The 25,544-nt window shown below is 57.4% G+C and carries 22 protein-coding genes; 8 read left to right on the forward strand and 14 right to left on the reverse strand.

Annotation, left to right across the window (positions count from 1 at the left end):
* Window positions 1–175: 175 nt before the first annotated feature.
* Together TRL7639_RS21475 and TRL7639_RS21480 are read right to left on the reverse strand one after the other, a co-directional pair.
* A complete protein-coding gene (locus TRL7639_RS21475; protein WP_085797963.1) occupies window positions 176–3,349 on the reverse strand; it encodes an efflux RND transporter permease subunit in 3,174 nt (1,057 codons plus the stop codon).
* On the reverse strand, window positions 3,346–4,611 hold the full coding sequence (locus TRL7639_RS21480; protein WP_085797964.1) for an efflux RND transporter periplasmic adaptor subunit: 1,266 nt from the start codon (window positions 4,609–4,611) through the stop codon (window positions 3,346–3,348). Before TRL7639_RS21480 ends, TRL7639_RS21475 begins: the two co-directional genes overlap by 4 nt.
* 197 nt (window positions 4,612–4,808) lie before the next feature.
* Here TRL7639_RS21480 and TRL7639_RS21485 point away from each other — a divergent pair, with 197 nt between their 5' ends.
* Window positions 4,809–5,684 (forward strand): delta-class carbonic anhydrase, encoded by an 876-nt coding sequence (locus TRL7639_RS21485; RefSeq protein WP_165759877.1) that lies wholly within the window; start codon window positions 4,809–4,811, stop codon window positions 5,682–5,684.
* 169 nt (window positions 5,685–5,853) lie between these two features.
* On the forward strand, window positions 5,854–6,183 hold the full coding sequence (locus TRL7639_RS21490; RefSeq protein WP_085797965.1) for a hypothetical protein: 330 nt from the start codon (window positions 5,854–5,856) through the stop codon (window positions 6,181–6,183).
* Here the strand turns inward: TRL7639_RS21490 and TRL7639_RS21495 are convergent.
* Complete coding sequence (locus TRL7639_RS21495; protein ID WP_085797966.1) at window positions 6,175–7,788, reverse strand: AMP-binding protein; 1,614 nt, start codon at window positions 7,786–7,788, stop codon at window positions 6,175–6,177. The genes TRL7639_RS21490 and TRL7639_RS21495 overlap by 9 nt on opposite strands.
* Window positions 7,789–8,245: 457 nt before the next feature.
* On the opposite strand from TRL7639_RS21495, the gene TRL7639_RS21500 reads away from it, so the two are divergent.
* Window positions 8,246–9,871 (forward strand): acyl-CoA dehydrogenase family protein, encoded by a 1,626-nt coding sequence (locus tag TRL7639_RS21500; RefSeq protein WP_085797967.1) that lies wholly within the window; start codon window positions 8,246–8,248, stop codon window positions 9,869–9,871.
* On the opposite strand, the gene TRL7639_RS21505 is transcribed toward TRL7639_RS21500, so the two are convergent.
* Genes TRL7639_RS21505 through TRL7639_RS21515 form a run of 3 tightly spaced genes read right to left on the reverse strand, consistent with a single transcriptional unit; the run spans window position 9,868 to window position 11,918 of the window.
* Entirely contained in the window at window positions 9,868–10,644 is a 777-nt protein-coding gene (locus TRL7639_RS21505; RefSeq protein ID WP_085797968.1) for an alpha/beta fold hydrolase, read from the reverse strand. The two genes, TRL7639_RS21500 and TRL7639_RS21505, sit on opposite strands and share 4 nt — an antisense overlap.
* Before the next feature lie 9 nt (window positions 10,645–10,653).
* Window positions 10,654–10,848: a 2-hydroxymuconate tautomerase gene (gene thmT, locus TRL7639_RS21510; RefSeq protein WP_235820486.1), complete on the reverse strand. Its 195-nt coding sequence runs from the start codon at window positions 10,846–10,848 to the stop codon at window positions 10,654–10,656.
* A gap of 29 nt (window positions 10,849–10,877) precedes the next feature.
* Window positions 10,878–11,918, reverse strand: a complete 1,041-nt coding sequence (locus TRL7639_RS21515) for an LLM class flavin-dependent oxidoreductase (RefSeq protein ID WP_085797970.1) — start codon at window positions 11,916–11,918, stop codon at window positions 10,878–10,880.
* Between the two features lie 98 nt (window positions 11,919–12,016).
* Between TRL7639_RS21515 and TRL7639_RS21520 the strand changes: the two genes are divergently transcribed.
* Window positions 12,017–12,844 carry a LysR family transcriptional regulator gene (locus TRL7639_RS21520; RefSeq protein WP_085797971.1) on the forward strand — a complete coding sequence of 276 codons (828 nt, stop codon included), beginning with the start codon at window positions 12,017–12,019 and terminating at the stop codon, window positions 12,842–12,844.
* A gap of 106 nt (window positions 12,845–12,950) precedes the next feature.
* Window positions 12,951–14,036, forward strand: a complete 1,086-nt coding sequence (leuB, locus tag TRL7639_RS21525; RefSeq protein WP_085797972.1) for a 3-isopropylmalate dehydrogenase — start codon at window positions 12,951–12,953, stop codon at window positions 14,034–14,036.
* A gap of 197 nt (window positions 14,037–14,233) precedes the next feature.
* Here leuB and TRL7639_RS21530 read toward each other — a convergent pair whose 3' ends face one another.
* From TRL7639_RS21530 to TRL7639_RS21560, 7 genes are read right to left on the reverse strand one after another with little or no spacing between them, the layout of a single operon-like run.
* On the reverse strand, window positions 14,234–15,472 hold the full coding sequence (locus TRL7639_RS21530; protein ID WP_085797973.1) for a Tm-1-like ATP-binding domain-containing protein: 1,239 nt from the start codon (window positions 15,470–15,472) through the stop codon (window positions 14,234–14,236).
* A 1-nt stretch (window position 15,473) separates the two neighbouring features.
* Window positions 15,474–16,427, reverse strand: a complete 954-nt coding sequence (locus tag TRL7639_RS21535) for a phosphotransferase enzyme family protein (RefSeq protein WP_085797974.1) — start codon at window positions 16,425–16,427, stop codon at window positions 15,474–15,476.
* Entirely contained in the window at window positions 16,424–17,719 is a 1,296-nt protein-coding gene (locus TRL7639_RS21540) for an aspartate aminotransferase family protein (RefSeq protein ID WP_085797975.1), read from the reverse strand. Before TRL7639_RS21540 ends, TRL7639_RS21535 begins: the two co-directional genes overlap by 4 nt.
* Window positions 17,720–17,734: 15 nt before the next feature.
* On the reverse strand, window positions 17,735–19,219 hold the full coding sequence (locus TRL7639_RS21545) for an aldehyde dehydrogenase family protein (RefSeq protein WP_085797976.1): 1,485 nt from the start codon (window positions 19,217–19,219) through the stop codon (window positions 17,735–17,737).
* Window positions 19,220–19,223: 4 nt separating this feature from the next.
* Complete coding sequence (locus TRL7639_RS21550) at window positions 19,224–20,744, reverse strand: tripartite tricarboxylate transporter permease (RefSeq protein WP_085797977.1); 1,521 nt, start codon at window positions 20,742–20,744, stop codon at window positions 19,224–19,226.
* Between the two features lie 7 nt (window positions 20,745–20,751).
* Window positions 20,752–21,288: a tripartite tricarboxylate transporter TctB family protein gene (locus TRL7639_RS21555; protein WP_085797978.1), complete on the reverse strand. Its 537-nt coding sequence runs from the start codon at window positions 21,286–21,288 to the stop codon at window positions 20,752–20,754.
* A gap of 58 nt (window positions 21,289–21,346) precedes the next feature.
* A complete protein-coding gene (locus tag TRL7639_RS21560) occupies window positions 21,347–22,276 on the reverse strand; it encodes a tripartite tricarboxylate transporter substrate binding protein (protein ID WP_085797979.1) in 930 nt (309 codons plus the stop codon).
* A 107-nt stretch (window positions 22,277–22,383) separates the two neighbouring features.
* Between TRL7639_RS21560 and TRL7639_RS21565 the strand changes: the two genes are divergently transcribed.
* Both TRL7639_RS21565 and TRL7639_RS21570 read left to right on the forward strand, forming a co-directional pair.
* A complete protein-coding gene (locus TRL7639_RS21565) occupies window positions 22,384–23,163 on the forward strand; it encodes an IclR family transcriptional regulator (protein ID WP_085797980.1) in 780 nt (259 codons plus the stop codon).
* Window positions 23,164–23,211: 48 nt separating this feature from the next.
* Window positions 23,212–24,564, forward strand: a complete 1,353-nt coding sequence (locus TRL7639_RS21570; RefSeq protein WP_085797981.1) for an aminotransferase class III-fold pyridoxal phosphate-dependent enzyme — start codon at window positions 23,212–23,214, stop codon at window positions 24,562–24,564.
* Window positions 24,565–24,596: 32 nt separating this feature from the next.
* Here the strand turns inward: TRL7639_RS21570 and hpaR are convergent, their stop codons facing one another.
* Entirely contained in the window at window positions 24,597–25,037 is a 441-nt protein-coding gene (gene hpaR / locus TRL7639_RS21575; protein ID WP_085797982.1) for a homoprotocatechuate degradation operon regulator HpaR, read from the reverse strand.
* Window positions 25,038–25,144: 107 nt separating this feature from the next.
* Between hpaR and TRL7639_RS21580 the strand changes: the two genes are divergently transcribed.
* Window positions 25,145–25,543 (forward strand): 5-carboxymethyl-2-hydroxymuconate Delta-isomerase, encoded by a 399-nt coding sequence (locus tag TRL7639_RS21580; protein ID WP_085797983.1) that lies wholly within the window; start codon window positions 25,145–25,147, stop codon window positions 25,541–25,543.
* Window position 25,544: the final 1 nt, after the last annotated feature.

Genomic DNA, 25,544 nt, shown 5'->3' on the forward strand with positions numbered 1-25,544 from the left:
CTGGAATTGGTCATAAGTCTGATTATGGTAAAATACTTGACAGGTAATTTTGAACCCAAATCGGCAGTACCTTCCCTCCGCTCGCCTTAGGGTCAGGACCGATTAATCCTGAGCTTGCCCATTTCAGGCTGTTTTCTTTCTTTTTTGTGTATCGCAGTAGCTGGAATCCCAAAACTCAACTCGCTTGAACAAACGGTCGATCTTGATCTACTTTTCCACTGATCACTCGAAACAAGGCAGGCACGAGTGTCAGAGCCGCGACCGTCGCTGCAAGCTGTCCAAAAATAATCGCCAAACACAGGGGCCTCCAGGCTTCATCAGCAAAAGCCAACGGGGCCAGTCCGACCATAGTGGTCAGTGTCGTAGATACGATGGGGCGGAATCTATCTGCCGCCCCCTGGCATGCGGCCTGCACGGTGTTCATGCCGTTGGCCACATGGCGATTCATTGTGTCGACCAGAACAATCCCGTCGTTTACCGCAATGCCTGACAACGCAATCATCCCGATCACGGCCGGGAAACTTAATTCAATGGCAAAGAGGAAGAACCCGAACATAACTCCCGAAATCGCGCAGATCACTGTTACCAGAATGATCGCTGGCTGCAAAAAGGATCGAAAAATCAATACCAGGATTGAGGCCACCCCCAACATCGCAAGCACAAAGGCTTGCTGGGATGCGCCAAAGGTTTCACCCGCAAGTTCAAACTCACCCGCGAACTTGTAGCTATAGCCGGCAGGCCATTCGGCTTGCATACGCTGCAATTCCGGGTTGATGAAGCTGTGAAGTTGACCAAACGTGTATGTATAGCTCTTCCCCATGATCGTGGCTGTGCGTTGACCGTCTTTGCGTGAGATGGTCAGAGGAATACGATCGCTGCGTTGTTCCGCCAAAAGTGACACCGGAACCCATCGCCCATCAGGCGTGCGGATCTGAATGCTCTTCCATTCATCCCAGGTTTCAGGCCCGCCCAAACGCCCATTCTTGGAACCCCAATAGGTTTCAATTCGAATTTCCAAATCATCCCCACCAAAGCGGTTGCGCATTTTGGCGGCTTCGTAGTCACCAAGATAATGCGTCAGCTGTGCGTTGAAGTCTTCTTCAGTCAGTCCATAGCGTTCCAGCACTTCGCGCTTGGGTTTGATTGTGGTTTCGATGCGCGCTTGTCCCAAGTTATCTCGAACGTCACTTAACCCAGGGATCTGGCGCAGCATCTGTTGGACCTGTTGACTGATACGCTGTACGCCTTCCAAATCCGGTCCGAAGATGTTGATCTGGAGCGGATCTTCGTTGGTAGACGATCCCGTTTCCGACGTGATCAGCAGCCGATATCCCGGCACATTTGCCAAGGCGTCTTGGATTTCGGCGCGCAAGTCTGGAACAGTTTGAAACGCCATCTGATCGCGTTCGCGTTTGGGTTTGTAGAGCACCGTAAATCCGACAATGTTTCGGGCTGTCGAAACCGATAAGCGATCCTCGGCCGAGCCTTCGTAGACAAAGTCGCGTTGCCCCACCACCATCAACGTTGAAGTCAAATAGGGTTTGTTCTGCAGAATCTTAGCTACTTTGAACGCGACTTCTCGGGTGTCTTCCAATTTGTTGTCGGGCGAGAGCTCGATAGTGATCCCCATGTTGCGCCCATCTGACAAAGGATAGAGCGTAACCGGCAACATCCCGGACAAGACGGCGCAGAACGCCACGATCAGACTGCCTCCGGACAACCAAAGCCAGGACGTTGATTTGCGCCCCACAACGGCGCGGCCCAGCCAGTTGTTCAATCCACGTTCCATCCGCAATGTGATCCTGTCCACCAGCATCGGTTTTGCATTCTGTTTGCGAGACACCAAAAACCGCGACAGTGGGATCGAGATCAAAAGAGACACCGCATAAGACGTAACCAAAAGCACCGCGGCGGTCACAGGGATGGACCGAATGAACTTGCCGTCCAGCCCGCCGATCATGGCAAGAGGCAGAAAAATCAGCACAGTCGTTGCTGTCCCAGCGAGGGACGGCACCGCGTATTGTTTGACAGTACGAATGGCAGCCTCGCGAAACTTCAGCTTTCTGCGCTGCAGCCCGTCGTGCATCCCTTCCATCATCAGAATGAAATCATCGACCAGAAGACCAAGCGCCAACACCATGCCGATCACGATCATCACGTTGAACGTGTAATCCAGCATCCATAAGGCAGCGAGCCCAGCCAACACGGTGATAGGGATCGACAGGGCTGCAACGGTTGCTTCGCGCCAACTGAGCAGGAAGAACAGAACCACAAAAACGGCGGCCACGGATTGCCACCCGTTGATCAGGGTTTTGTTCAGTTCTTGTTGGATGATTTCAGCATCATTCGACACGATGTCATACCGGAGATCGGCAGGCCAATCACGTTCTTGCATCGCCTGATCGATCACCCGCGTAGCGTGCTCAACCAGTTTGATCGTGTCCTGGCCATCCGCCTTGATCAGGGACAGGGCCACACCTTGGGTGATGTCGCGCCCTTCGCTGGTGTAGTAGGTTTCGGTTTCCGCGCGGTAGAGCGCCTTTTCGACCCGCGCCACATCACGTAACCGGATCACATACCCCGCTTCGTTACGACGTAACACCAATGCGCCAAGTTGGTCCACGTCATAGATCGCGCTTTCGCTTTTCAGGCTAAAGGACTGCTCGGGCCCTTCATACACCCCCAAGGGGAAATCCTTGGCGTGGGCCCGGATCAATCGTCCGACATCTACCGGCGACACATCGAAGGCATGTAAACGATCGGGAAGCAATTGCACGCGCACGTAACTTTTTCGATTGCCCAGGATCTGCACTTTGGTGATCCCCGGAATGCGCAACAATCGCTTGCGTAGATCCTTGGCCGTTGCATCCAGCGAAGACGGCGGTACGCGACCAAAAAGAACGAAGCTGGCGATTGGCATGGACCGGATCGAAGATTGGGTTACGGTCGGCGTCTTTGGCCCATCAGGAAACTCAGCGCGCGCCTTGTTCACCCGCTCACGCAATTGGCTGATCGAGGATTCCAGTGGAGCGTCCGCGTCAAATTCTGCCAGGATGACGGAATTGGAATGGGTCGATCCACTGGAATACTTCTTAAGGTCCTCAAGATCGCGGATCTCGCGCTCTATCCGTTCGGTTACCTCGCGCTCCATAACGGATTGAGGTGTTCCATGCCAACTTGTGTGGATGAAGGCCATGGGGATCTGCAGATCGGGCAAGGATTCCTTGATCATGCCTCGAAAAGCGAAAACACCGCCTACCGTGATGAACAGAACCAACAGAATCGCCAGAATGGGTTCAACAAACAGAAAGGAAAACAGTTTGTTGTTGGGGCGCGGATCCAAGTTCATTTGTCGCCCTCTTCTTCCAGCAGATGGACGGGATCGCCTGACAACACGCGATGGCGCCCGTCGGTGACAACAATTTCGCCTGGTGACAGACCTTCTTTGACCTCAATCACAGTGTCCTCGCGTATGCCTGTGATCAGTTCCCGTTCATCCACGATCCCGGTTTCAGGATCGACCAGCATTACTTTGGCTTGATTGTCATGATACAACAGCGCTTCGACGGGGATTGTCGGCACCCGTTGTGCGACCCGCAAGATCTTTACCTGAACCAGCTCGCCATCGATCAGGTTCGGGTTTGTTGCCTTGGTGCGTAAAGTAACACGAACTGTACGCGAACCGGGTGACAACATGGGGGCTACGGCATGGATATGGGCTTCCAGTGGGGCCACTCCCATTGGCCCCCGCAGTATCTGAGCTGGATTGCCAACCTGCAACTGAGTGCGACGATGCATGGGGACCTCAACCTCAACCTTGAAGGTCGAGGTATCGATCAAAGTCACCGGAAAGGTCGCCGTCATCTCGGTTTCATTTCGGTTGCTCATGTCTTCGGGGACGACGTATTTGCCTTCGCGGATATTCAAGCGCGCAATCACCCCATCCCAAGGTGCATGAATCTTGGCGCGTTCCATGTTGCGCCGGGCACGAGACACCTCATTTCGGGCGGCCAATACTCCTGCTTCGCGCGCCACAACCTGTGCCTCCGATGCTGCGACATTGGCGATCGCAACCTCAAGCTCGGCTGTTGCTTCGTCAAACTTTTGTTGCGAAATAACCTTTTTGTCCAACAGCGCCTTGGCACGGTCCAACCGTGCGCGCCACAGCTTTTCGGTACTCTTCGACTGCCGAAGCTGCGCCTGCGCCATATCCACATTACGCTCGGCCTGGATAAGGCCAGTGTCCGCGATCCGAACGGCTTCGACGTGATCCACATCATCTAACCGAGCAATCAGTTGCCCTTGTCTTCCATCCGAAGGGCCATGGACTCGAGCTCCTTCACGCATGGCATCGGCAATCTCGACAACGCGGCCGGGCACCTCAAATGTCAAATGTCGACGCCGTACAGCCCGCGCTGTGCCCTGTCCGTGGATCCAATCGCGCAATTCTTGCACTTCTACTTTCGCCCATCGAACCTGGGTTGGAGATGGCGCCGGGGGCTCCAACGCTTCGAACCGCTCGGACATACCCGACCAACTGGCGTAAGCCACCCAAGCGGCTGCGGTCACAAAGAGGCAAACCGAAACGGCCCAAACCAGTAATCTCTTCATTGGTGCAATTCCCAAGCTATGATGTCCATGACAAGTGGGTGTCTTTCAATATATTGTCAATAACGACAAAAAATAGAATAGAAAAGCCAGTTCGCTTGTCTTGAAGATCTGCCTGCTTCGGGAATGCAAAACCCAGACGTCCACGCGGGCAAAAGAACTTGATGAATTTTCAATAGGTACACAAGTCAGAGGTTCGTATGACACAGATCCCCCAACTCAACTTGGCATTAATCATCGCCGCGGGCGTCTTTTCCAGCCCACCCCTTCCGACCTTGGCCTCTGACGGAGGGCAAAGCGTCTCGGACGAAGCGATTGCAGAGCAACGCGCAAATCTGGCTGCGGCCACCTCTGGTGCTGGGTTTGGACCGCAATCCCCCCGCGACATAGACGCCGCTCAAGGCAGCAATACGCGGGCTTTCGGCACTGCGCCGGACTACACGCAAATGAACCTGTGCAACATTCACTTTCACGAAAATGCCGAACACAAAGGGGGTGAGTTCACAACCTTTGCCGGCAACGGGAATGGCGAGGGGTACGGGACAGGGTTTCAGTATGACGGGTCGATTTCCGAGACCGAAGCAGCGCCGATCGACGAGAGGATCGGGCAAAGCGAGCACGGTGATCTGGTTCCCGGAGACACGATCGAGATCCATTTTGTCCACTCGACGGCTCAAGTCCAACCAGGTCCAACGCTTGGCTCTTGTATGAACGAAGAGATCACCAACCCGCAGCTGCGCGTCGAAACGGTGGTGGCCGTACTTGTGAATGACAGCACTGCGCTGGACTTTACAAAGATGGCAGCCGTGGTGCAGCAAGACGGCCTGTATCAAGTGCCAAACCTGCCCAATGATCTGGGCGAACCGGTCAACTATGCTGGGTCAACGACGGGTCCCGGTTACAACGAAAAGGCGTCCCCATTTCAAGTCAGCTGGAGTGTTCGCCCCAAGGTGGCCCGGATCAACATTTCGACAGTAGGAGACTGGCTGTCAGACAATGTCTTTGACGAAAATCACGCCCATGGGGTCCGCAATCTTGTTGTGAATCCGGAACTCTTGTCGCAGATCGAAAATTGAACGGTCATAAAGTCGTCGCGACAGGCATGCGGCTGAAACCCGGCTTAGGCCACAGACAGCTTTCTACGCCATAATACCGGGCAGCATGGCGCCTGCTCTTGCGAGGTTCAGCAAGGGATCCTATCTGCAGATTTCGTTTTCCACTGCTCCAAAGATCAGGATCCCTTAAATGAAGTTCAGTTTTGCCGCTCTGGCCGCGATCCTACTGATCGCTTGCCAACCCCAAGTGCAGAATGAAACCGCGATTGGTGATACAAAGGTCGAACAGCTGACAGCTGAAATCATCGAGGTGATCCCAGGCACGGATGGATCAACTGTGCTGCTAAAGGACGGTAACGGCAAAATCTATAGCGCAGTGCTGTCGATACCAAACCTCGGGCCCGACAGCACTTTTGACTTTGACCACGTCAAACCCGGCAATTCGATCACGATTTCGGGCGACAGTTTCATGCTGGACGGGCGTCCCCATGTGGTCGCCCGAACCGCCTCTTCAGGGTAAGCTCTGGATCTCGCCTTTCAGATAGTTTTCGCGCAACGCGAATTTCTGAATCTTGCCAGACCCGGTCAATGGAAAACTGTCAACGCTGGCCCAAACCACTGGCGTCTTGATCGCCGCCAGCCGCTCACGGCAATGCGCCTTGAGACTGTCGCCGTTCAGAACCGCCCCTTCTGCGGGGCGGATGAATGCGGCGACGATTTCGCCCCATTTGTCGTCTGGCAACCCCACGACAGCGACATCCGCGACGGCCTCGTGCTCGAGAAGGGTGTTTTCGATCTCGGCCGGGAACAGGTTCTCTCCACCGCGAATGATCATTTCTTTCACACGACCGTTGATCGTTACATACCCACGCTCGTCCAAGTGTCCCAGGTCACCGGTGTGCAGCCAACCTTCGGCGTCGATAGTCGAGGCTGTGGCTTCCGGATTGTCATGATAGCCCAACATCTTGGCATAGCCACGCACACAGATCTCTCCGGTTTCCCCAAGAGCTTTGACTGTGCCCTTGCTGACTGAACGAATAGACACTTCGGTTTGCGGCAAAGGTCGGCCAATGGTGGTGCACGTGTCCTCAATCGTGTCACTGCGTCTGGTCATTGTGACCAATGGAGAGCATTCGGTCTGCCCGTAGACAGTCACGAACTCGCATCCAAAAACCTCTTTCACCGTCCGAACCAGTTCCGGGGCAACCATCGAGCCGCCCGAGGACACGACTTGCAAACTGTTCAGATCAAAGTTGCGAACTTTCATCACTTCGAGCATGGCAACAAACATAGTGGGAACACCACCGGTCCAGACCACTTTCTCGCGTTCAAGCATTTCGAGGATCGGGCCCGGATCGAACAGCTTCACAACAAAGAGCGGTGAGCGATTGGCCAGAGCGCCCAGAAGGCTCATGGCGCAGCCCGAGGTGTGAAACAGTGGCATGTAGGTGGCCCAATGAGAGCCTGGTTCAACATCCAGCGCCTGCGCATAAAAGCGCGCGTTGTTGGTTAAGCCCAGATGGTGCAGCATCGCGCCCTTGGGGAATCCCGTGGTGCCAGATGTGTATTGTATCTGTGCCGCCGACATTGGGTCGACCTCAGGCAAACCACTAGTTGGACTGGCCTGATGATACAGCGCCGCATGATCCTGGATATTGGTGATCTCGCGAATGCCCTCTAGCCCCCCGACCGCTTGTTGAGCGATCTTGGCCATCGGATTGCCGCGATAGCTTTCCGTCAGGAACAATGCCACCGAGCCCGACTGCTTGAGAACATAGTTCAACTCACCCACCTGATAGGCCGGGTTTGCTGTTACCAGAACCAGACCAGACAGCGCACACGCGAATTCCAAAATTATCCACTCGGGAACATTGGGGGCCCAAACGCAGATTTTCTCGCCGGGCTCAAACCGGCTGAGCAAGGCATGCGCCAATCGCTCGGCGTCAGACAGCATCTGAGCAAACGTCCAAGTGCTGCCGCGACTGCCATCATCGTGCACTTCGATCAGACACAACCTGTCCGGCACTTCAGCCGCAACTTCACGCAACAGAGCACCAACGGTTTGTTCGATGATCTGTTCGTCGTCCTGAATCGGAAATTCGGCTCGTGAATGCGTAGCGGCCATCTGTCATCCTCCCTGAGTTTGTCGGACGTTAAAAGCGCTTTGGGCTTTCTCAAAGTAGTTAGCGTACGAACGGGGCTTGTGACGTTGCGGCAAAAACAGACCAACCGGTCTGTATCTTTCTTGAAATAGGCAACATTGGAGCACCAAGAACGATGCCTTGGTTCAAGCGCCGCACCCTATCAGCAGTCAATCGCCACATCAGACAAAACCAGCGTTACCATTTGATTTTAATACCACTTTTCAACAAACCGACGTCGGAGAATTGCACCAAAGTGCTTGAAGAACCCAACTTTTGAACGCCGGCTCGTTGTCATTCACATGTCTCGGAAAACAGGCGAATCCCATCACTTTCGGATGACGTAACGAAACACAGGCAATCAAAAAGGGCCCGTGTCACCTTCCTGCAAAGCCCGAAATCAGGGCCTGCGAACGCACGATAGAGACGAAAGGGAGTGTCATGACCGCGTCAGCATCGATGAGCCATCTACCCACACATGAAGTGGAAAATCAGCCAATCCCCCGTGATGGCTTTGACCTTTGGGAAACCGACCCGATCCTACGTGACCACGTTGTTTTGAGCGAGGCCGACACAGCCGCCCTCGCCAACTTGGGCGCCAAATTGGGCAGCGCCGAAATGCGCGAAGCTGGACGCGAGGCCAATCGGGTCGAACCCAAACTGATCAGCTTCGATCGTTCGGGCCGCCGCTTGGACGAGGTTCGTTTTCACCCCGGGTACCACAAGCTGATGGATCTGGCGTTTTCTTCGGGGATCGCATCAGCCGCGTGGGAGAAAAACGCAAAAGGCGGTCACACCCATTATGTTGCTGGCAGCTATATGATTGGCCAGATCGAACCCGGTGTGAATTGCCCCGTTGCAATGACCTATGCCGCTGTGCCGTCGCTGGCGTTTGCACCCGAGCTGGAAAAGATCTGGCGTCCCAAGCTGACAGCGCGTGCGTATGACACCGATCTGAAACCAGTCGAGCAAAAACGCGCCGCTACTCTCGGCATGGCCATGACCGAGAAGCAAGGTGGATCGGATGTGCGCGCCAACAGCACCATCGCCACTCCCGACGGTGACGCTTATCGCCTGCGCGGTCACAAATGGTTTTGTTCGGCACCGATGTGCGACGGGTTCCTGACATTGGCACAGGCACCCGGTGGACTGACCTGTTTCCTGGTGCCACGCTGGCTTGAAGGCGAGCGGAACTCGATGCACGTGATGCGCCTCAAGGATAAGCTGGGCAATCGCGCCAATGCTTCGTCCGAGATCGAATACCACGATACACTGGCCTATCGCGTAGGCGACGAAGGACGCGGCGTTCCCACGATCATCGAAATGGTACAGCACACCCGGTTGGGCACGGCTATTGCGCCTGCGGGCCTGATGCGTGGCGCCCTGGCCGAGGCGAATTGGTGGGTCAAAGGGCGCTCGACCTTTCAACGTCGCCTGATCGACCAGCCGATGATGCGCGCAGTTCTGGCCGACCTGACACTGGACTTCGAAGGCACCACCGCGCTGGCCCTGTACATCGCGCGCGCGTTTGACAGCGGCTCGGACGAAGACATGGCCTTTGCCCGCATCGCTGTTGCCTTGTCCAAATTTCTGGGCAACAAGCTGGCCCCCACGATCGTCTACGAAGCCATGGAATGTCTGGGTGGCGTTGGTTACACCGAAGACACCCCCCTACCCCTGTTGTTCCGGGAAACCCCCCTCAACTCGATCTGGGAAGGTTCGGGCAACGTGATCTGTCTGGACGTGCTGCGCGCCTTGACGCGCGAACCCGAATGCGGCGAAGCCTTGCGCGCCGATCTGGACAAGGCACGCGGAGCCAACGCAACCTACGATGCCGCGCTGGATCAACATTGGGCCCGCTGGCCTGCCCTTCCTGCCGAAGCAGAAGCCCGGTGGTTTGCGGAAAGCCTGGCCACTTTGATGACCGCCTCGGTCCTGTTGCGCTTTTCAACTGCTGCAGTATCGGATGCCTATGTCGCCACACGCTTGAATCCCACCGGGCGCGGTCGGATCTATGGTGCAACCACCGGAATGGACACGGGCGCCATCCTCGAACGTCTGGGTTAAGTCAACGAGGTGATGAACCGGTGCAGGTGGTCGGCGACCACCTCTCCGGCCTCAAGCAGGATTGAATGCCGCAATTCGGGCAGGATAACCAAACCCGAGTTCGGCAACGCTTTGTCGATCAGACGGTTCAGACGCGGATTGCAGCCACCATCATTCTCTCCGGTCAGAACCAGCGCCGGCGCGGTGACTTGGTCCAACCAGGGTGACATTTCGGTGCCCGCATAAATGCGGAAGACGTTCAGAAAGACATCTGGGTCGGTCTCGACCACCTGTTTCAGACGGTTGCGCACAACGTCCGGGTGTGCGGCCAGAAAGTCGTCGGTGAACCAGCGCGCGGTAAGGGTCTCCAGAACCTGCGGGATGCCCTTTTCCTCCATTGCATGGACAACACCCCAGACTTTTTCGCTGTCATCCTTGGTCCGAAAGGCGGCCGTCGACAACAGCCCAAGCGACAGCACCCGATCCGGGTGTTTCACCGCATACGCCGGACCAATCATGCCACCCAAAGAATGCCCCGCAAAATGGGCCTTTTCGTATCCGGTGCGGGCGCGCAAAGCTTCAAGATCATTCACCAGCTCATTCAGCCCAAATTCCCCCTCCGGCATGGGTGAGGCGCCATGACCGCGCAGGTCATATGTGATCACCGTGAAATGGCGGACCAGTGTGGGCAAGGCGCGCGCCCATGTGCTGCGCGCCGCGCCAATGCCGTGGATCAGAAACAGGGGCGGGCCTTCGCCCTGCACCGTGTACTCGCAATCAATCACATCTGTCATGGCAGTCCCCTAGTCCGGAAATTTGTCCGAGCACAGCTGCCCGCCAGAGCCCCAATTGCTCTTGTCCACATCAGTGATCACGACGTGAACACTGTCGGGATTGCCGCCCGCAGCCCCCACAAATGCATCGGTCAAATCGCGAACCAGCGCGCGCTTTTGTTCTTCGCTGCGGCCGGAAAACATTTCTACACGGATGATGGGCATGATTGTCGTCCTTTTGTCATTTGTTCCGGTCACTCGGCAGCAACCGCAGGGCGCCCGGTGAAATGGGGCATCACCTCTTCGCCGAAACATTGGATGGCATCCAGCGTCTCTTGCGCATCGCAGCCAAAGTTCACGTTCACAATGACGCGGTCAATGCCCAGTTCGGCATAAGGGGCCAGCTTGTCGATGATTTCTTGCGGGGTGCCGATAAGCAGGCTGTCGGCCAGCTCGTCCACCGTCTGTTTGCGCGGCAATTCTCGGATCATGCCTCCATCGACCAGCCCGGGTCCCGTGAAGACGTTGTCGAACCGGCTGTAGTAGCGATGCGCCGCCGCGACCTTGGCCTGTCGATCCGCCTGTGAACCCGCCACAAACCCAACCCGCGACAGCGACAGAGTCAGATCACGCCCCCCCTCACCCATCTCGGCCTTGGCACGGTGGAATCCGCCCACCTGATCCAGCAGCAACTGATGATTGCCTGCCAGCGGCGTGGTTTGAATGTGAAATCCGCGCTTGGTGCAATTATAGATCCCTTCAGGGTTCATCACAGCCATCATCATCTGCGGCCCGCCGGGGCGCATCGGGCGTGGCATGATGGTGATGGGGTCGAACTGATAGAACTCACCATCCCAGGCCACCTCTTCCCGGGTTAGCAGCGCCTGCAACACATCAAGCGATTCATTGAACCGCGCCTGCGTCTGATCCATCGGGACGCCAAGACGCTCCATCTCGTACTTGAAGGCGCCACGCCCGACGCCCAGCATCAACCGCCCTTCGGTAAAGATGTCGGCCACCACGACTTCTCCGGCGTAGGTGCGCATGTCATGTAGTGGCAATACCACAATCGAGGTCATGATCTTGATGCGTTGCGTATGCGCCGCGATCTTGACGGCAAATTGCAAGGGCGCGGGCATCATCAAACAGTTGATCAGATGGTGTTCGGTAACCGAGACAGCGTCAAAACCCAACCGATCGGCCAGCTTAGCCTGCTCCAACATGTCTGCATAGACCCGGTCCCCTCCATAGGATTTATCCGGATAATCGGCGGACAACTGAATGCTAAATTCCATTTGTACGGCCTCCCTTTCTCCAAGGGTGCCAGAAATATTTAAGTCAGGAAAACGGATTTATTCTATTCTATAATTCGTTTTTCTTTCATTATCTGCCCATGAACATTTCGGCGATCCAAACCTTTTTGAGCGTTGTGCGCACCCGGAACCTGAACCGGGCGGCAGAAGAGATGAATGTGACCCAGTCCGCCGTATCGGCCCGGCTGGACGGGTTGGAGCAGGCGCTTGGAGCGCAGTTGCTGATCCGGTCGCGGAAAGGGGCGACGCTCACGAAAGAGGGTTTTACCTTTCTCGAGCAGGCCCAAGTTATCGCCCGCAGTTGGGATAACGCTCGCACCAGGATCAGTCTGCCCCATGGCGTGACAACCGTATTCAGCTTGGCCTGCGACCCTGGGCTGTGGACAGGGCTGGGGCAGGATTGGGCTGACACCATTCGCGTGCGTCACCCCGACACCGCGCTTGAGGTTTGGACAGCTCAGACCTCGAACGCGCAGTCCTGGTTACAAAGCGGCATGTGCGATGCAGCATTGCTCACCGAGCCGCTGACCGGGCCACAGGTCGTGAGCAGGCCATTTGCAACCTGCAATTTAATCCAGGTCTCCAGCCGCCCTCGCAAGGCTGTTGAATGGCATCCGGACTATATTTATGTCGACTACGGCGCATCTGTCCGCGCCCAACATACCGAGAATTGGCCGAGCGACGAGTCCGCGTCCGTCTCGTTTTCCAATCCAGATTGGGCGATGTCGCACCTTTTGAAACAGGGGGGATCTGCCTATCTCCCTGAGCAAATGACCACAGATCTTTTGACAGACGGCGCCTTGCATCGCGTCGAAAATGCGCCCCCTTTCCAACGCCAAAGTCACCTAACCTGGCGCAAGGATCGCGAAACCAGATTTCCCTGGCTCCCCCATGACATCGATATCTGATCTGCTGCTGCATTCCTTTGTAGAATGATCTGCATTCTCTGTTTCGGTCTTTCCCCTGACTTTTCTCCGCGCGATGCTGGCCCAAACTACAATGCGGGAATGACTTGTGGATAGACATGTGCTGGCCCTGGGCGGCGATGGGATCGGTCCGGAAATCTTGGAACAGGGTCTGCGGGTGGCGCGTCACCAGGCCAGGCATGCGGGCATTGACCTGCAGGTTGAGCACGGGTTGTTGCATGGGGCGTCATGGGACGTTCATGGCAGTTTTTGCACGCACGAGGTACTGCAAAAGGCGCGCAGGTCAGATGCGTTACTTGTTGGGGCAGTGGGCGGACCCAAATGGGATAACATTGGCGTGCCTGGTGGAGCAGAATGCCAGGATGGGTTGATGTACCTGCGATATCACCTGCAGACCTATCTGGGTCTGCGTCCGTCCCGCGCCCGTGTTCCGTTGATGCATCGTTCACCGCTTCGCCGCGACATAGTTGATGGAGCGGACGTTCTGATCCTGCGCGAGATGTGCGGCGGCGCGATGTTTGCCTCAGAGCGCGGACAGCGGCAGATCAACGGCCTGCGTCAGGGTTATGACCTGACCGCCTATGACGAGGGCGAGGTTACGCGCTTTGCCCATGGCGGCTTTCAGCTGGCAGCGCAACGGCGCGGAAGGCTGGTCAGCTGCGACAAATCCAACGTGATGGAAAGCTACAAACTCTGGCGCGACGTGGTAAGCGACGTGGCGCGCGATTATCCCGATGTCGAGTTTGAAAACATGTTTGCGGACAATTGCGCCTATCAATTGATGATGCGGCCGGGTGACTTCGACGTGGTGATCGGCTGCAATCAATTGGGGGACGTGCTCAGCGATCTGACAGCAGTCTATGCCGGATCGCTTGGCATGTTACCTTCGGCTTCGCTCAGCGCGAACCCCGACCAGGGGCAGGTATTTGGCATGTACGAAAGCACCGCCGGGTCGGCGCCCGATATTGTCGGACAGGGTATAGCCAACCCCGTCGGTACCATCCTGTCGGTCGGCATGATGTTCACCTATAGCTTTGGCCTGCCCCGGATCGAACAGCGGATTGAGGCCGCCGTAGATGCCGTGTTGACCCAAGGCGTAATGACACCCGATTTGGGGGGAGCCGCGAACACGGTTGAAATGACCGACGCCATCTTGGAAATGCTTGAGGCATGAATGGCTAGACTAAGTCACAGCCGGAAGCAGATCGGCCGGGTGTGTTCTGGCCGCGCAAACGCAAGCAGCGGATGCAACAAGAGTAATCAAGGTCGGGTATTGGATATGTCATCATAGCATAGCACCAGGTGGCCACCTGGAGCTATGCTAACGCGACTGAAGCCTGTGTCCGTTCAATGGCTTTTGGGGTCAGGCCCCTAGGAGCCGACGCTTACAGTACCATCATCCACCCAGGCATCAAAAACACGAAGGACAGCTTCGCAAAACTCTGCGTCGTTGATGTGGGCATCCACCTCGGTTGTTGGAACCACCCCAGGCATCATTTTACGCACCTCGTCGACCATGTCTGCAAGCGCTTCCGGTGCGTAGGCTTCTTCACCCTCTTTGTCCCAGGCCTCAACGCCTTGGGTCGGCAAGAAGAAATGAACCGGACCGGTTGCAGCACCTAGCCGGTTGGCCAGTTCTCGCACCCAGGCCCGACGCTCGCCGCCACTAAAAACCGAGCTTTTGATCAGCCGATTGTGTTCGTGAAACGGGCGATCGGCATAAGCCTCGGGTATCTCTTGCCAACCTGCAAAATCCAGCAAATCCAATGCCCCAGGTGCCACCATCTGGGGGGTGCCCACGCGCCCCGCATTTGTCACCCGGTCCTCACCGCTCGAGACAACCGATCCGGCCATGAGGTTGCCAAACTCCTGCATGCAAAAGTCCATGACGCAGGCAAAAGCCCCTTCGCCTGCCAGTTTCTCAAACGCCATGCCCCCCATGCCGGTAGAGTGGAATACGGCCACTTCGAATCCTCGCTCTTCCAGCGCAGGTTTGAGAGTTTTCATATAACGAAGACAGGATGAGCCCAAACTGGTCATCCCAATAAGGGGTTTGCTCCGGTCCGGCGCAATGGCTGCTTTGGTGGCCCCGACCACAGCACCAGCTGCTTGGCTGAGAGAGGATCTGCAGATTGAGTTCATGCCGTAAAGCCCCCCGGCCCAGAGGATCATCTGGATGTCCGGCGCCAAACGGTGCGGCGGGATCAAAGGAGAGAAGCTGACGGTTGAGACGATGTATTTCGGCACCCCCATGGGCAACGCCTGCGCACAGTCAAGTGCCAGATCGGTGCCCATCGTCCCACCGTTGGCCAGCATCCCATCGAACCGACCTGCGGTATGGGCCTGGGCCACAACCTTGGCTGCGCCTGCCGACATCACGCGGAACGCCTTGTTCTCGTCCCCAAGTGCGATCACTTCATCGATTGTCATGCCCCCGGCGGCAGCCACGTCGTGTTTTGAGATGTCGGTTGGCGTCTTCGGATCACCCAGAACGGAAACATCCATCGTCAACACCTGGGCGCCCTGTTCGCGAACCGCCTGTTCGATGAACCGCATTTCGGGTTCTTTTGTGTCATAGGTGCCGATCAACAAAATTGTCTTGGTTGTCATCTCATCCCTCCCCATGTGCCGACCGGTTCAGGTATTCTGACACAACGGTTCTGGCTGTTTCGATAAATCGTGTGTTGCGCGCGGGCCCGCCCTCTTCACTCAGACGAAGTGTTATCCAACCCACGTAAGTGACCGCGCGAAGCGACAAAAAGAGGTCTAGCAACGCAGTGTCGATGTCCCGTTCCTGACGGTATCCGTCCAGCAATGCGTCCTTGAGCAATGGGTAATCCGGCTCGTTCAAATTCTTGACCAATGCGGTCGCAATGTCGAACAGCCGAAAGCCAAAGCCCGCATCGTCAAAGTCGATGAAACGCACGTTCTGGCCGTCTGTCATGATGTTCTCCCGCACAAGATCGGCGTGAATCAGACCATAGTCCAGCGATGCCTCCATTTGTGCGAGGTCTGTGTTGGCCACCCGTCGGTATCTTGTCAGCAGTTCGCTGTCGTCACCGGTCAAGGTTGGATTTTCCCAGAACCGACCCCAAAGCGGGGCATCCCCCAACAGGCCCGCACGATCCCAGGACCACCGCGAAAACGCCGCAGGTGGGGTCCACCTATCGCTTGCTCGATGAAACCGGGCCATTTCTCGCCCAATTGCGCGGAACACGGCCGGGCTGTCCGAATGATCAATCCCGGCTGAGGTCGACCCAAGGGGGCGTCCCGGCAGCCAGCTTAGGACGTCAACTTGGATGCCGTCGACCGTGTGCAAATTCTGCCCGTCCAAGGCGGCCAAAGGTGTCGGCACCCCGATCCCATCCCCCCCGAGAGCCGAAAGCCATGCCAATTCGGACTGCAAAGCCGCGTTCGAGTGCAGTCCACGTCGGTGCAGGCGCAGCGCAAAGGAGGTATCCTCTCGATCCACGCGGTAAACGTGGTTCTCACGCGTCGCAATCAAGGTCACCTGAGAACCCGAAAGCCCCCACAGCTCCAGCGCCTGGTCCACTACGCCGCTCATCGGATAACGGGTGTTGCTGCCAGAACCTCGTCCAGCGTGTCGATCAACAGGTCCGCGTTTTCGATGGAAAACGGCATGGGCGGGCGGATCTTGAGCGCGTTTTTGTGGCGCCCTAGCTTGGACAGGATGATCCCCTTGTGCCTGAGCGCGTTGATCACCCTGTCGGTGTAATCGCTGGCGGGGTCTTTGCTGTCTCGGTCCGTCACCATCTCGGCCCCGAATATCAGGCCAGAGCCGCGCACATCGCCAATCACCTCGTGCTTTTCCGCAAGCTGACCCAAACGCCGGCGCGCGTGTTCGCCAACGGTTTTGGCATTGGCGAGCAGTCTTTTATCCTCAATCTCCTCCAACACGGCCATGGCTGCGGCGCAGGACACCGGGTTGCCACCGAAGGTGTTGAAGTAACGATACCCTTTGCGAAAGGTCACCAAAATCTCGGACCGGGTCACAACCCCACCCACCGGATGACCGTTTCCCATGGGTTTGCCCAAGGTAATGATGTCCGGAACCACGCCCATTTTCTGATGCGCCCATAGATGGGTGCCGGTGCGGCCAAAGCCAGATTGCACCTCATCACAAATCAGCAACCCGCCCGCCTTGCGCACGACCTCGGCTACGGGTTTGAGCCAACCATCGGGGTGATCCGGGAACCCTTCGTTCAGGAAATACGGGCAGATGATCAACGCGGCAAAGCCAACGCCTGATGTCTCATGCGCTTGGATCTGCTCGGCAACCGCCTCGGCAAACTTGGTTCCGTCCGGGTCCGGATTTCGATAGCTGTCGGGCGCCTCAACAAAGCGAAAGAACTGATCCAGTCCAAAACCCACTGTTGGCACGTTCGAGCGGCTCAGTTGACTGACCAAAGACGTATTGCCGTGATAGGTCGCGTCCGTAGCGATGATGCCGCGTTTGCCGGTCATCCCTTCGGCCATCCGCAGGGCAATGTCGTTCGCCTCGGACCCGGTGCAGGTCAGGATCGCAGTGTCAAGCGCGGCGTCCATCGTGCCGGTCAGCTTTTCGACATATTCCAGAATGCCATCGTGCAGATACCGCGTGTGGGTGTTCAGCGTTGCCGCCTGACGGCAGATCGCCTCGACCACGCGCGGATTGCAATGACCCACATGGGGCACGTTATTGTAGCAATCCAGATACTTGCGTCCATCCGCATCCCACAGCCAGACGCCTTCGCCGCGGACCACATGCAGGGGTTCGTCGTAAAAGGTCGATACGTTCGGCCCCAAAAGACGGGCGCGACTTTCGATCAACTCGGAGGATTTCGCAGGCAGGCTCATCGGTTCATCCCTTGGTCAGAGTTTGATCCACGCGGTTTTGAGGTCGGTGTATTTCTCCAGCGCATGCAGCGACTTGTCGTGGCCGTTGCCCGACTGACCAACACCGCCCAGTGGCACTGTCAAGTCCGCCCCGCCATAGGTGTTCACATGCACAACGCCGGCCCGAATGCCCGCGATCATGCGATGCGCACGACCCAAGTTTGCAGTCCAGACACCCCCCGCCAAACCATAGACAGTGGCATTGGCCAGACGGATCGCATCGGCTTCGTCGGTGAAGGGTGTTACCGCCAAAACGGGACCAAAGACCTCGCTTTGAAAAAGGGTGTCGGTTTCCTTGACCCCGGCCATAACCGTGGGCGCCATGTAATAGCCGCCGGTCTCGGTCAGAATACGGTCCCCGCCGGTGCGCCGCTCGGCGCCTTCGCCTTCGGCTTTGGTGACAAACCGCAGGTTCGCCTCAAGCTCGGGCAGGCTGTGGACCGCGCCAATCTGGCTGCTAAGGTTCAGCGGATCGCCAACCTTGAAGGCCTCGGCATGGCGGGTGATTTCGGCCACAAAATCCTCATAAATGTCCTGCTGCACCAAAAGCCGAGAGCCTGCAACGCAGACCTGACCCGAGTTCCGGAAGATGCCAGCAGCTGAAACCTTGGCCGCCTCAGCCAGATCAGGCGCGTCGGCAAAGACGATGTTGGCGGATTTGCCGCCAAGTTCCAGATAGCAGCGTTTCAGGTTGGACCGCGCGGAATATTCCAGCAACCGTCGCCCCGTCGGGCCGGATCCTGTGAACACCATGATGTCGACATCCATCGATAGCGCCAGCGCCTCACCCACCACCGCACCGCGCCCGGTGACCACGTTGAAGACGCCATCGGGCACGCCGGCCTCTGCCGCCAACTCTGCGATCTTGAGCAGGCTGAGCGACGCGGTCTCGGACGGTTTCAACACCACCGAATTGCCCATGGCGAGCGCGGGCGCGATCTTCCAGCTGCCGATCATAAGGGGGAAATTCCACGGCACGATGGCACCCACCACGCCTACAGGCGCATGGTGAATCAGGCCCAGCACATCCTCGCTCGTTGGCGCCACCTGACCATAGTGCTTGTCGATGGCTTCGGCGTAGTAGCGGAATGTGGCGGCGGCTGAATAAGCTTCGGCCTTCAGCGCCATGTTGATCTCGGTCCCATTGTCGCGCACGCCCAGAACAGCCAGTTCCAGCGCGCGGCTCTCGATCAGGTCGGCCAGTTTCAACAGCACGTTCTTACGTCCAGCAGGGGCCATGCGCGACCAGCGGCCATCCTCAAATGCCACCCGCGCAGCGCGAACAGCTGCATCCACATCCGCCAAACTGCCATCTGCAATCTGGGTCAGCGGCTGGCCATCGATGGGGGACAACACCTCCATCTGTGCACCCGTTTCACCGGAATGGTATTCGCCGTTGATAAAGTGACCGCGCGGAGCGACGGCCTGCGCCCGCAGCGCATCAATCGAAGGTTGATCCATCGGATTATCCTTGTTGTGTCGTGTCTTCGTCGCCCAAGGGCTGTGGTTTCAGGCGATCGCGGTGCTCTTGCACCAGTGTGCGAATGTGCAGTGCGATGATCAGCAAGATCATCACGAACAGGATTGCGGCGATTGGCCTGTCGATGAAATCAAGCGGGGATTTGACGCGCGCCATCGCGCTGCGCAGTTTGACCTCCATGATGCCACCCAGAACCATGCCCAGGATGATCGGTACGATCGGCAGGTTCAGGCGTTTCAAAATCAATCCGAACACCCCGAACCCGGCTGCAATCGCACAATCGGTGACCGAGTTGCGCAGGCTGAACACGCCGACAAACGACAGGGTCAGGATCATCACACCCAAAAACCGCGTCGGGATCTGGATGATCTTGAGCAGCAAGTTGGTCGAGAACAGCAGGAATACCAACACGATCACATTGAGCAAGATCAGCGCCATGTATAGCGCCATGACAAAGTCCATCTGATCAGCAAAGAGCTGCGGACCGGGGATCACGTTGTGGACATAGAACACCGACAGCATCATCGCGGTCAGCGCCTCACCCGGAATGCCAAGCGCCAAGAGCGGGATCATCGCGGCACCCGGTACGGCGTTGTTGGCCGCCTCGGACGCAACCAGCCCCTCGGGTGAACCATCGCCGAACTTGTCGGGGTCTTTCGACGTCTTCTGCGCATAGGTGTAAGACAGGAATTGCGACGTGAACTCTCCTGTTCCCGGCACCATTCCCATCAGCACGCCCAAAGATGACGATACTGTTGCGATGCGCTTCAGACCCAACAGCTCTTTGAGGCCCGCAAATATGTTCCCCTTCACATGCGCCTCGCCGGGGGCATGGTCGCGGTCAACCAGCAGCAACAGCGCTTGGCTGATAGCAAAGAGGCCAAGAACCACCACGATCAGGTTGATGCCGGACGACAGCCAACTTTGGTCAAAGGTGAAGCGCTTGGTGTACTTGACCGGCTCCAGTCCGACGGTGTTCAAAAAGATGCCAAAGCTTGCCAGCATCGCCGCCGAAAACGTCTGTCCACGATGCGCCAGCACGACCAGCAGGATGCCCATGAAGGCGGCCAGGAAAATCTCGCGACTGCCGAAATGTGGTGCGATCCAGGCCAGAACCGGCGACAGGATGATCAGGCAAAGGATCGAGAAAATACCGCCAAAGAAAGACGCGGAATAGGCCAGCGACAGCGCCCGGTGCCCCTCTCCCCGTTTGGTCATCGGGTAACCGTCATAGGTGGTCAGCGCGTTGACGGCCGTTCCGGGGGTGTTGATCAGAATGGCAGGGATCGCCCCGCCGTACATGGATGAGCCGTAGATCCCCAACAGCAGCGTCAGCCCAACGATGGGCTCAAAGGCAAAGGTGGCCGGCAGCAGGATGGCGATGGCCACAGCCGCGCCCACGCCGGGCAAGGCGCCGATGATCACGCCGCCCACCGATCCGATGATCAGGGCGACAACCACTTGCCATTGGGCCAGGATCGCAAAACCGGAGATCAGGTTGTCCATGAAAACCTCACAGGTAAGTCAGGGCAAAGACGCGGATTGAATCCGGCAACTGCTCATAAATTCGTCCCGCCGGGATGTTGACCTGAAGCAGCGCCCGGAACAGCACGGCCACAACAATAGCGAAGACAACTGAAAGGCTTAGAACGCCAGCCGAGCGAAACCCCGTTCTGATGCTCAAGAACACAACAAACAGGATCGTTGACGGCAGGTAGCCCAGCCAGGGCACTGCAACCACGTAGATCAGGAAATAGGCGACGTACTCCAGTGAGAGCAGCCAAAACCCCACCTCTTTCCAGCGGCCCGGAATACGGGGGGACAGAAAGGAACTCAGCAGGTGCAAGGAGCTGAAGATCACCATGCCCCAGATCGCCACGGTGGGCCAAAGCGCAGGTTGAGCAAACCACTTGGTGCGTTTCACCACCTTGGTTTCCGTCCCTAGCTGACTGAGAAGGAACAGGGCAAAACCCAGAAAGACCACGGCAAAGACGATGTCGCCCGGCCGACGATACCGGCGGAACATGTCCTGGAGTGTTTTTGCGATCATTCCGTCCCCTCCCTTTGTGAAATAGGGCACGGGTCAATTACCCGTGCCCCATCAGATGTTATTCGCCCAGGATCTCGGCGATTTTTGCGAAGGATGCTTTGTCCTGCTCGATCTGCGCGTTCGAGGCATCCGGATCCTGCCAGTAGACCAGTGCGCCGGTCTCTTTCGCCAGTTCCTTGGCCTTGTCCGACGACAACGCTTTCTGAGCAGCAGCACTGATCTTTTCGCGCGCATCAGCCGGGGTGTCCTTGTGCACGAACAGACCGTTCCACAGGGCCAGCGGCAGATCCGGGTTGATCTCGACCACTGTCGGGGTGTCGGGGATCAACGAAATGCGCTCGCCACCGATGCTGGCCAGAACGTTCACGTCATCCAGGCACGGCAGGATCAGTTGCAGAGTGGTGTTGATCACATCCACATCGCCCGACGCCAGAGTGTTGCAATCCAGCGCGTCAAAGGCCGCTTCGCTGGCAAAGTCAAAACCACTGCCAACCGCTGCGGCGAATGTCACCTGAGTGGGCGGCAGGACCGAGCCAAAGTGACCAAGTGCCAGATCGTTGTCCTTGCCGTGCGCGGCCAGTTCTTCCCAGTTCGAATAGGGTGCGCTTTTGCTGGACGCGATCACGAACGGATAGGTCAGAAAGATCCCGATCGGGTCAAACGGATTGGGGTTCAGTTCCGGAATGCCGATCTCGGGCCCGATGACCGGAACGCCGATCACGAACGAGCCAACGGTGTAGCCGTCACCCGGAGCAGTGGCGACTTCGACTGCGCCCGGGAACGGACCACCGCCACCGCCGGGCTTGTTCACCACCGCGGCAGGCACGCCATACATCGACTGGAATTCATCCGCGATCATGCGGGTCAGCACGTCTTCCAAATCACCCGGAGGCCACGGAACCACAAAGGTCACAGGCTTTTCAGGATACTCGGCCAGAGCGGCGGTTGCGGATGCTGCAAAAGCCGCAGCTGCGAGAATTTTCTTCATTGACACCTCCCAAGGTTGGTTCAATAAATGAACCGCGTTAACAAATATAATGTTGCGTTGTTAACTGCATTCTGTCAAGAATAACGTGTGCCAAGGAGAGAATTCGAATGGGAACGGCCCTTAACGCCCTAAAATTGCTTGACTTTTTTTCCGCCTCTCGACCCGAGATTGGGCTGAGTCAGCTGGCGCGTCTGGCCCGAGCGAACAAAGCGACCGTCTTGCGGCACCTGCGTTCGCTTGAGGAATTTGGCCTGATCGAACAGAATCCCCTGACCAAATATTACGCGATTGGGCCTGCCGCGATCCGACTTGCCGCGCTGCGCGAGGCCGCGAACCCACGATTGGATGCCGCGCGTCTGAGAATGCAGACTGCCATGCAGGAGGTCGGCGAAAGCCTGCACCTCTCGTTTCTGGAAAAGGACATTCTGCAGACCGCATTGGTGGTGGAAACCACCAAACACACCGTGCGGGTCAGCCTTGATCCGACCGAAGTCATGCCCATCAATGCCACCGCGTCGGGCTTGAGCATGCTATGCTATGGCCCGCCTACGCTGATGACCCAGGTGAACAGTGGCGAGTTGCAGAACTTCACCAAGGAAACGCTGACCGACCCGGATCAGATCCGAGCGCAGGTCGAGACGATCCGGAATCGGGGATGGTCAAACAGCAATGGCAGCTATGAAATGGGTGTTCACGGCTTTGCCGCGCCCATTTTTGGGATCGACCGCGTGGCCATTGGCACCGTGGCCTTTGCCATGCCAGAGAACCGCGCCTCAGACGATCGCGTGCCCGTCATTCTGGCCGCCCTGCACACTCTGGCCAAGGATCTGACTGCCATTTTTGGCGGCCAGGTGCCCGAGGCTTTTCCACCCGAATTTCACCCCTAGCCGACGGAACATGCCGTCGCCCGCAACACGTCCGAGGAGAGACCTGACATGAAAGATTCCAACTTTCTGAAGGAAAACAACGCCCGCCATTTCTGGCACCCGATGGCGCATCCCGCAGACAGCCAAAAGAACCCGCCCACCATCCTGACCGGAGGTGAGGGCGTACATATCGTTGATGTGGATGGGCACCGCGCGCTTGATGCGGTTGGCGGCCTTTGGAATGTAAACCTGGGCTATTCCTGCGAGCCGGTGAAGCAGGCGATTGCCGACCAGTTGAACGCCCTGCCCTATTACTCGACCTTCCGGGGAACCTCGAACGACAAGGCGATCGAGCTGTCTTATGAGCTGGCGCAGTTCTTCGAAGCAGACGGCCTGACGCGGGCTTTCTTTACCTCGGGCGGATCAGATTCGGTTGAAATCGCACTGAAGATGGCGCGCCAGTATCACAAGGTTCGCGGCGAGGCCGGGCGCACCAAATTCATCAGCCTGAAACAGGGCTATCACGGCACCCATTTCGCGGCTGCATCCGTGAACGGAAACCAGAAGTTCCGCGCCGCCTACGAGCCGATGATGCCCGGTTGTTTCCACGTGCCCTCACCCTGGACATACCGCAACCCGTTCGATGAAACCGACCCGGAACGCCTGGCGCAACTCTGCGTCAAAGCGCTGGAGGCCGAGATCGCGTTTCAGGGCGCGGGTACCGTCGCGGCCTTTATCATGGAGCCCGTCTTGGGGGCCGGCGGCGTGATCCCACCGCACAAAAGCTTCATGCCGATGGTGCGCGAGCTCTGCTCAAAGCACGGCATCCTGTTGATTTCGGACGAGATCATCACCGCATTCGGCCGCACCGGCAGTGAAAGCGGCGCGCGGCATTGGGGCGTGCAACCCGATATCATGACCACTGCCAAGGCGATCACCAACGGATACTTCCCCTTTGGCGCCGCGATGATTTCCGGCGCCGTGGCCGAGGTGTTTGAAAGCGACACCACCGGCAAGGCCTCGGTCGATCAGGGCTATACCTATTCCGGCCACCCGGTTGGAGCGGCGGCGGCCCTGGCCGCGCTGTCAGAAATCAAGCGCCTGCGCATCTGGGAAAACGCAGCCGCGCGTGGGGATGAGCTTTTTGCGGGCCTCCAGAAGCTGAAGGAAAAGCATGATATCGTGGGCGATGTGCGCGGGGGCGAGGGCCTGATGTCTGCGCTAGAATTGGTCTCGGACCGCGACAGCAAAACACCCATCGCCAAGCACGTGCCTCTGCAAGTGCAAAAAGCGGCTTACGAAGATGGCGTCATGGTTCGGGTGTCGGGCAACAACATCATCTTGTCGCCGCCGCTGATCATCACAACGGACGATGTGAACAAGATCCTGTCAGCGCTCGATAACGGGTTGTCCGCGGCTTGATCGCCCTTTGGCCCCGTCGTCCATCGACGGGGTCAGACTTTGACCGCCTGCAATTCTTCCAGAAGGTCCAGCAGCTGGTCCAGTTTATCCTGTCCCATCTGCTCTTCGATGGTGGTGTAGATGGCAAGCGATGTACCCAAGTTCGCCTCAAGGATCTGTCGACCGGCATCGGTGATCTTGACCTTGGTCCGACGCTTGTCGTCGGTGTCCTGCCGACGCGCAATCTGGCCGTCCGCCTCCATCGTGCGCAGAATGCGGGTGAGACTGGGGAGCAGCAGGCACGCCTCTTTCGAGATTGTGCTCTGTTCGACCTCGCCCATCTCGTGCAGGACACGCAGGATGCGCCATTTCTGCTCGGTCAGATGGATGTCCTGCAGCATGTCACGAATGGGGGCCATCACGGTTTCCCGTGCCCTAAGCAGTGCAATTGGCAGCGCACGCGAGGTGCTTTTTGTTTGGCTATCTTGCGTCATGATTGCCTTCTAGAGCGCAGATTGGAAAATTGCAAAGATTAACAAAGCAAACACTTGACAGGCGACTCGCAAATTACTAAACATGTTTACTAACTGAAGGAGGAACCATGCCCCATTTCCACGTCGAATATTCCGGCAATCTGGCCGACCATGTCGACATGGATGGCCTGTGCGAATGCATCCGGGCCACAGCGGCAGAGATCGACACATTCCCCATGCCTGGCATCCGCGTCCGGGCCACGCGCGTCGATCACTATGCCATTGCCGATGGCAACCCTGCGCATGGTTTCATCGACATCTCGATCCGGTTGCGCGCGGGCCGTCCTGACGACGTCAAACGCGACGCAACGCAGCGGATTTTTGAGGCGGCAAAGACCTATCTCGAACCCGCCTTTGCCCATCATTCCATCGCGCTTTCGCTTGAGATGCGCGACATCGACCCCGACCTGTCGCCCAAGACCGGGACCATCCGGGACCACCTGACCGCGACCAAGCAGGAGAGCTGAT

Source organism: Falsiruegeria litorea R37 (assembly GCF_900172225.1).
GTDB classification, from domain to species: domain Bacteria; phylum Pseudomonadota; class Alphaproteobacteria; order Rhodobacterales; family Rhodobacteraceae; genus Falsiruegeria; species Falsiruegeria litorea.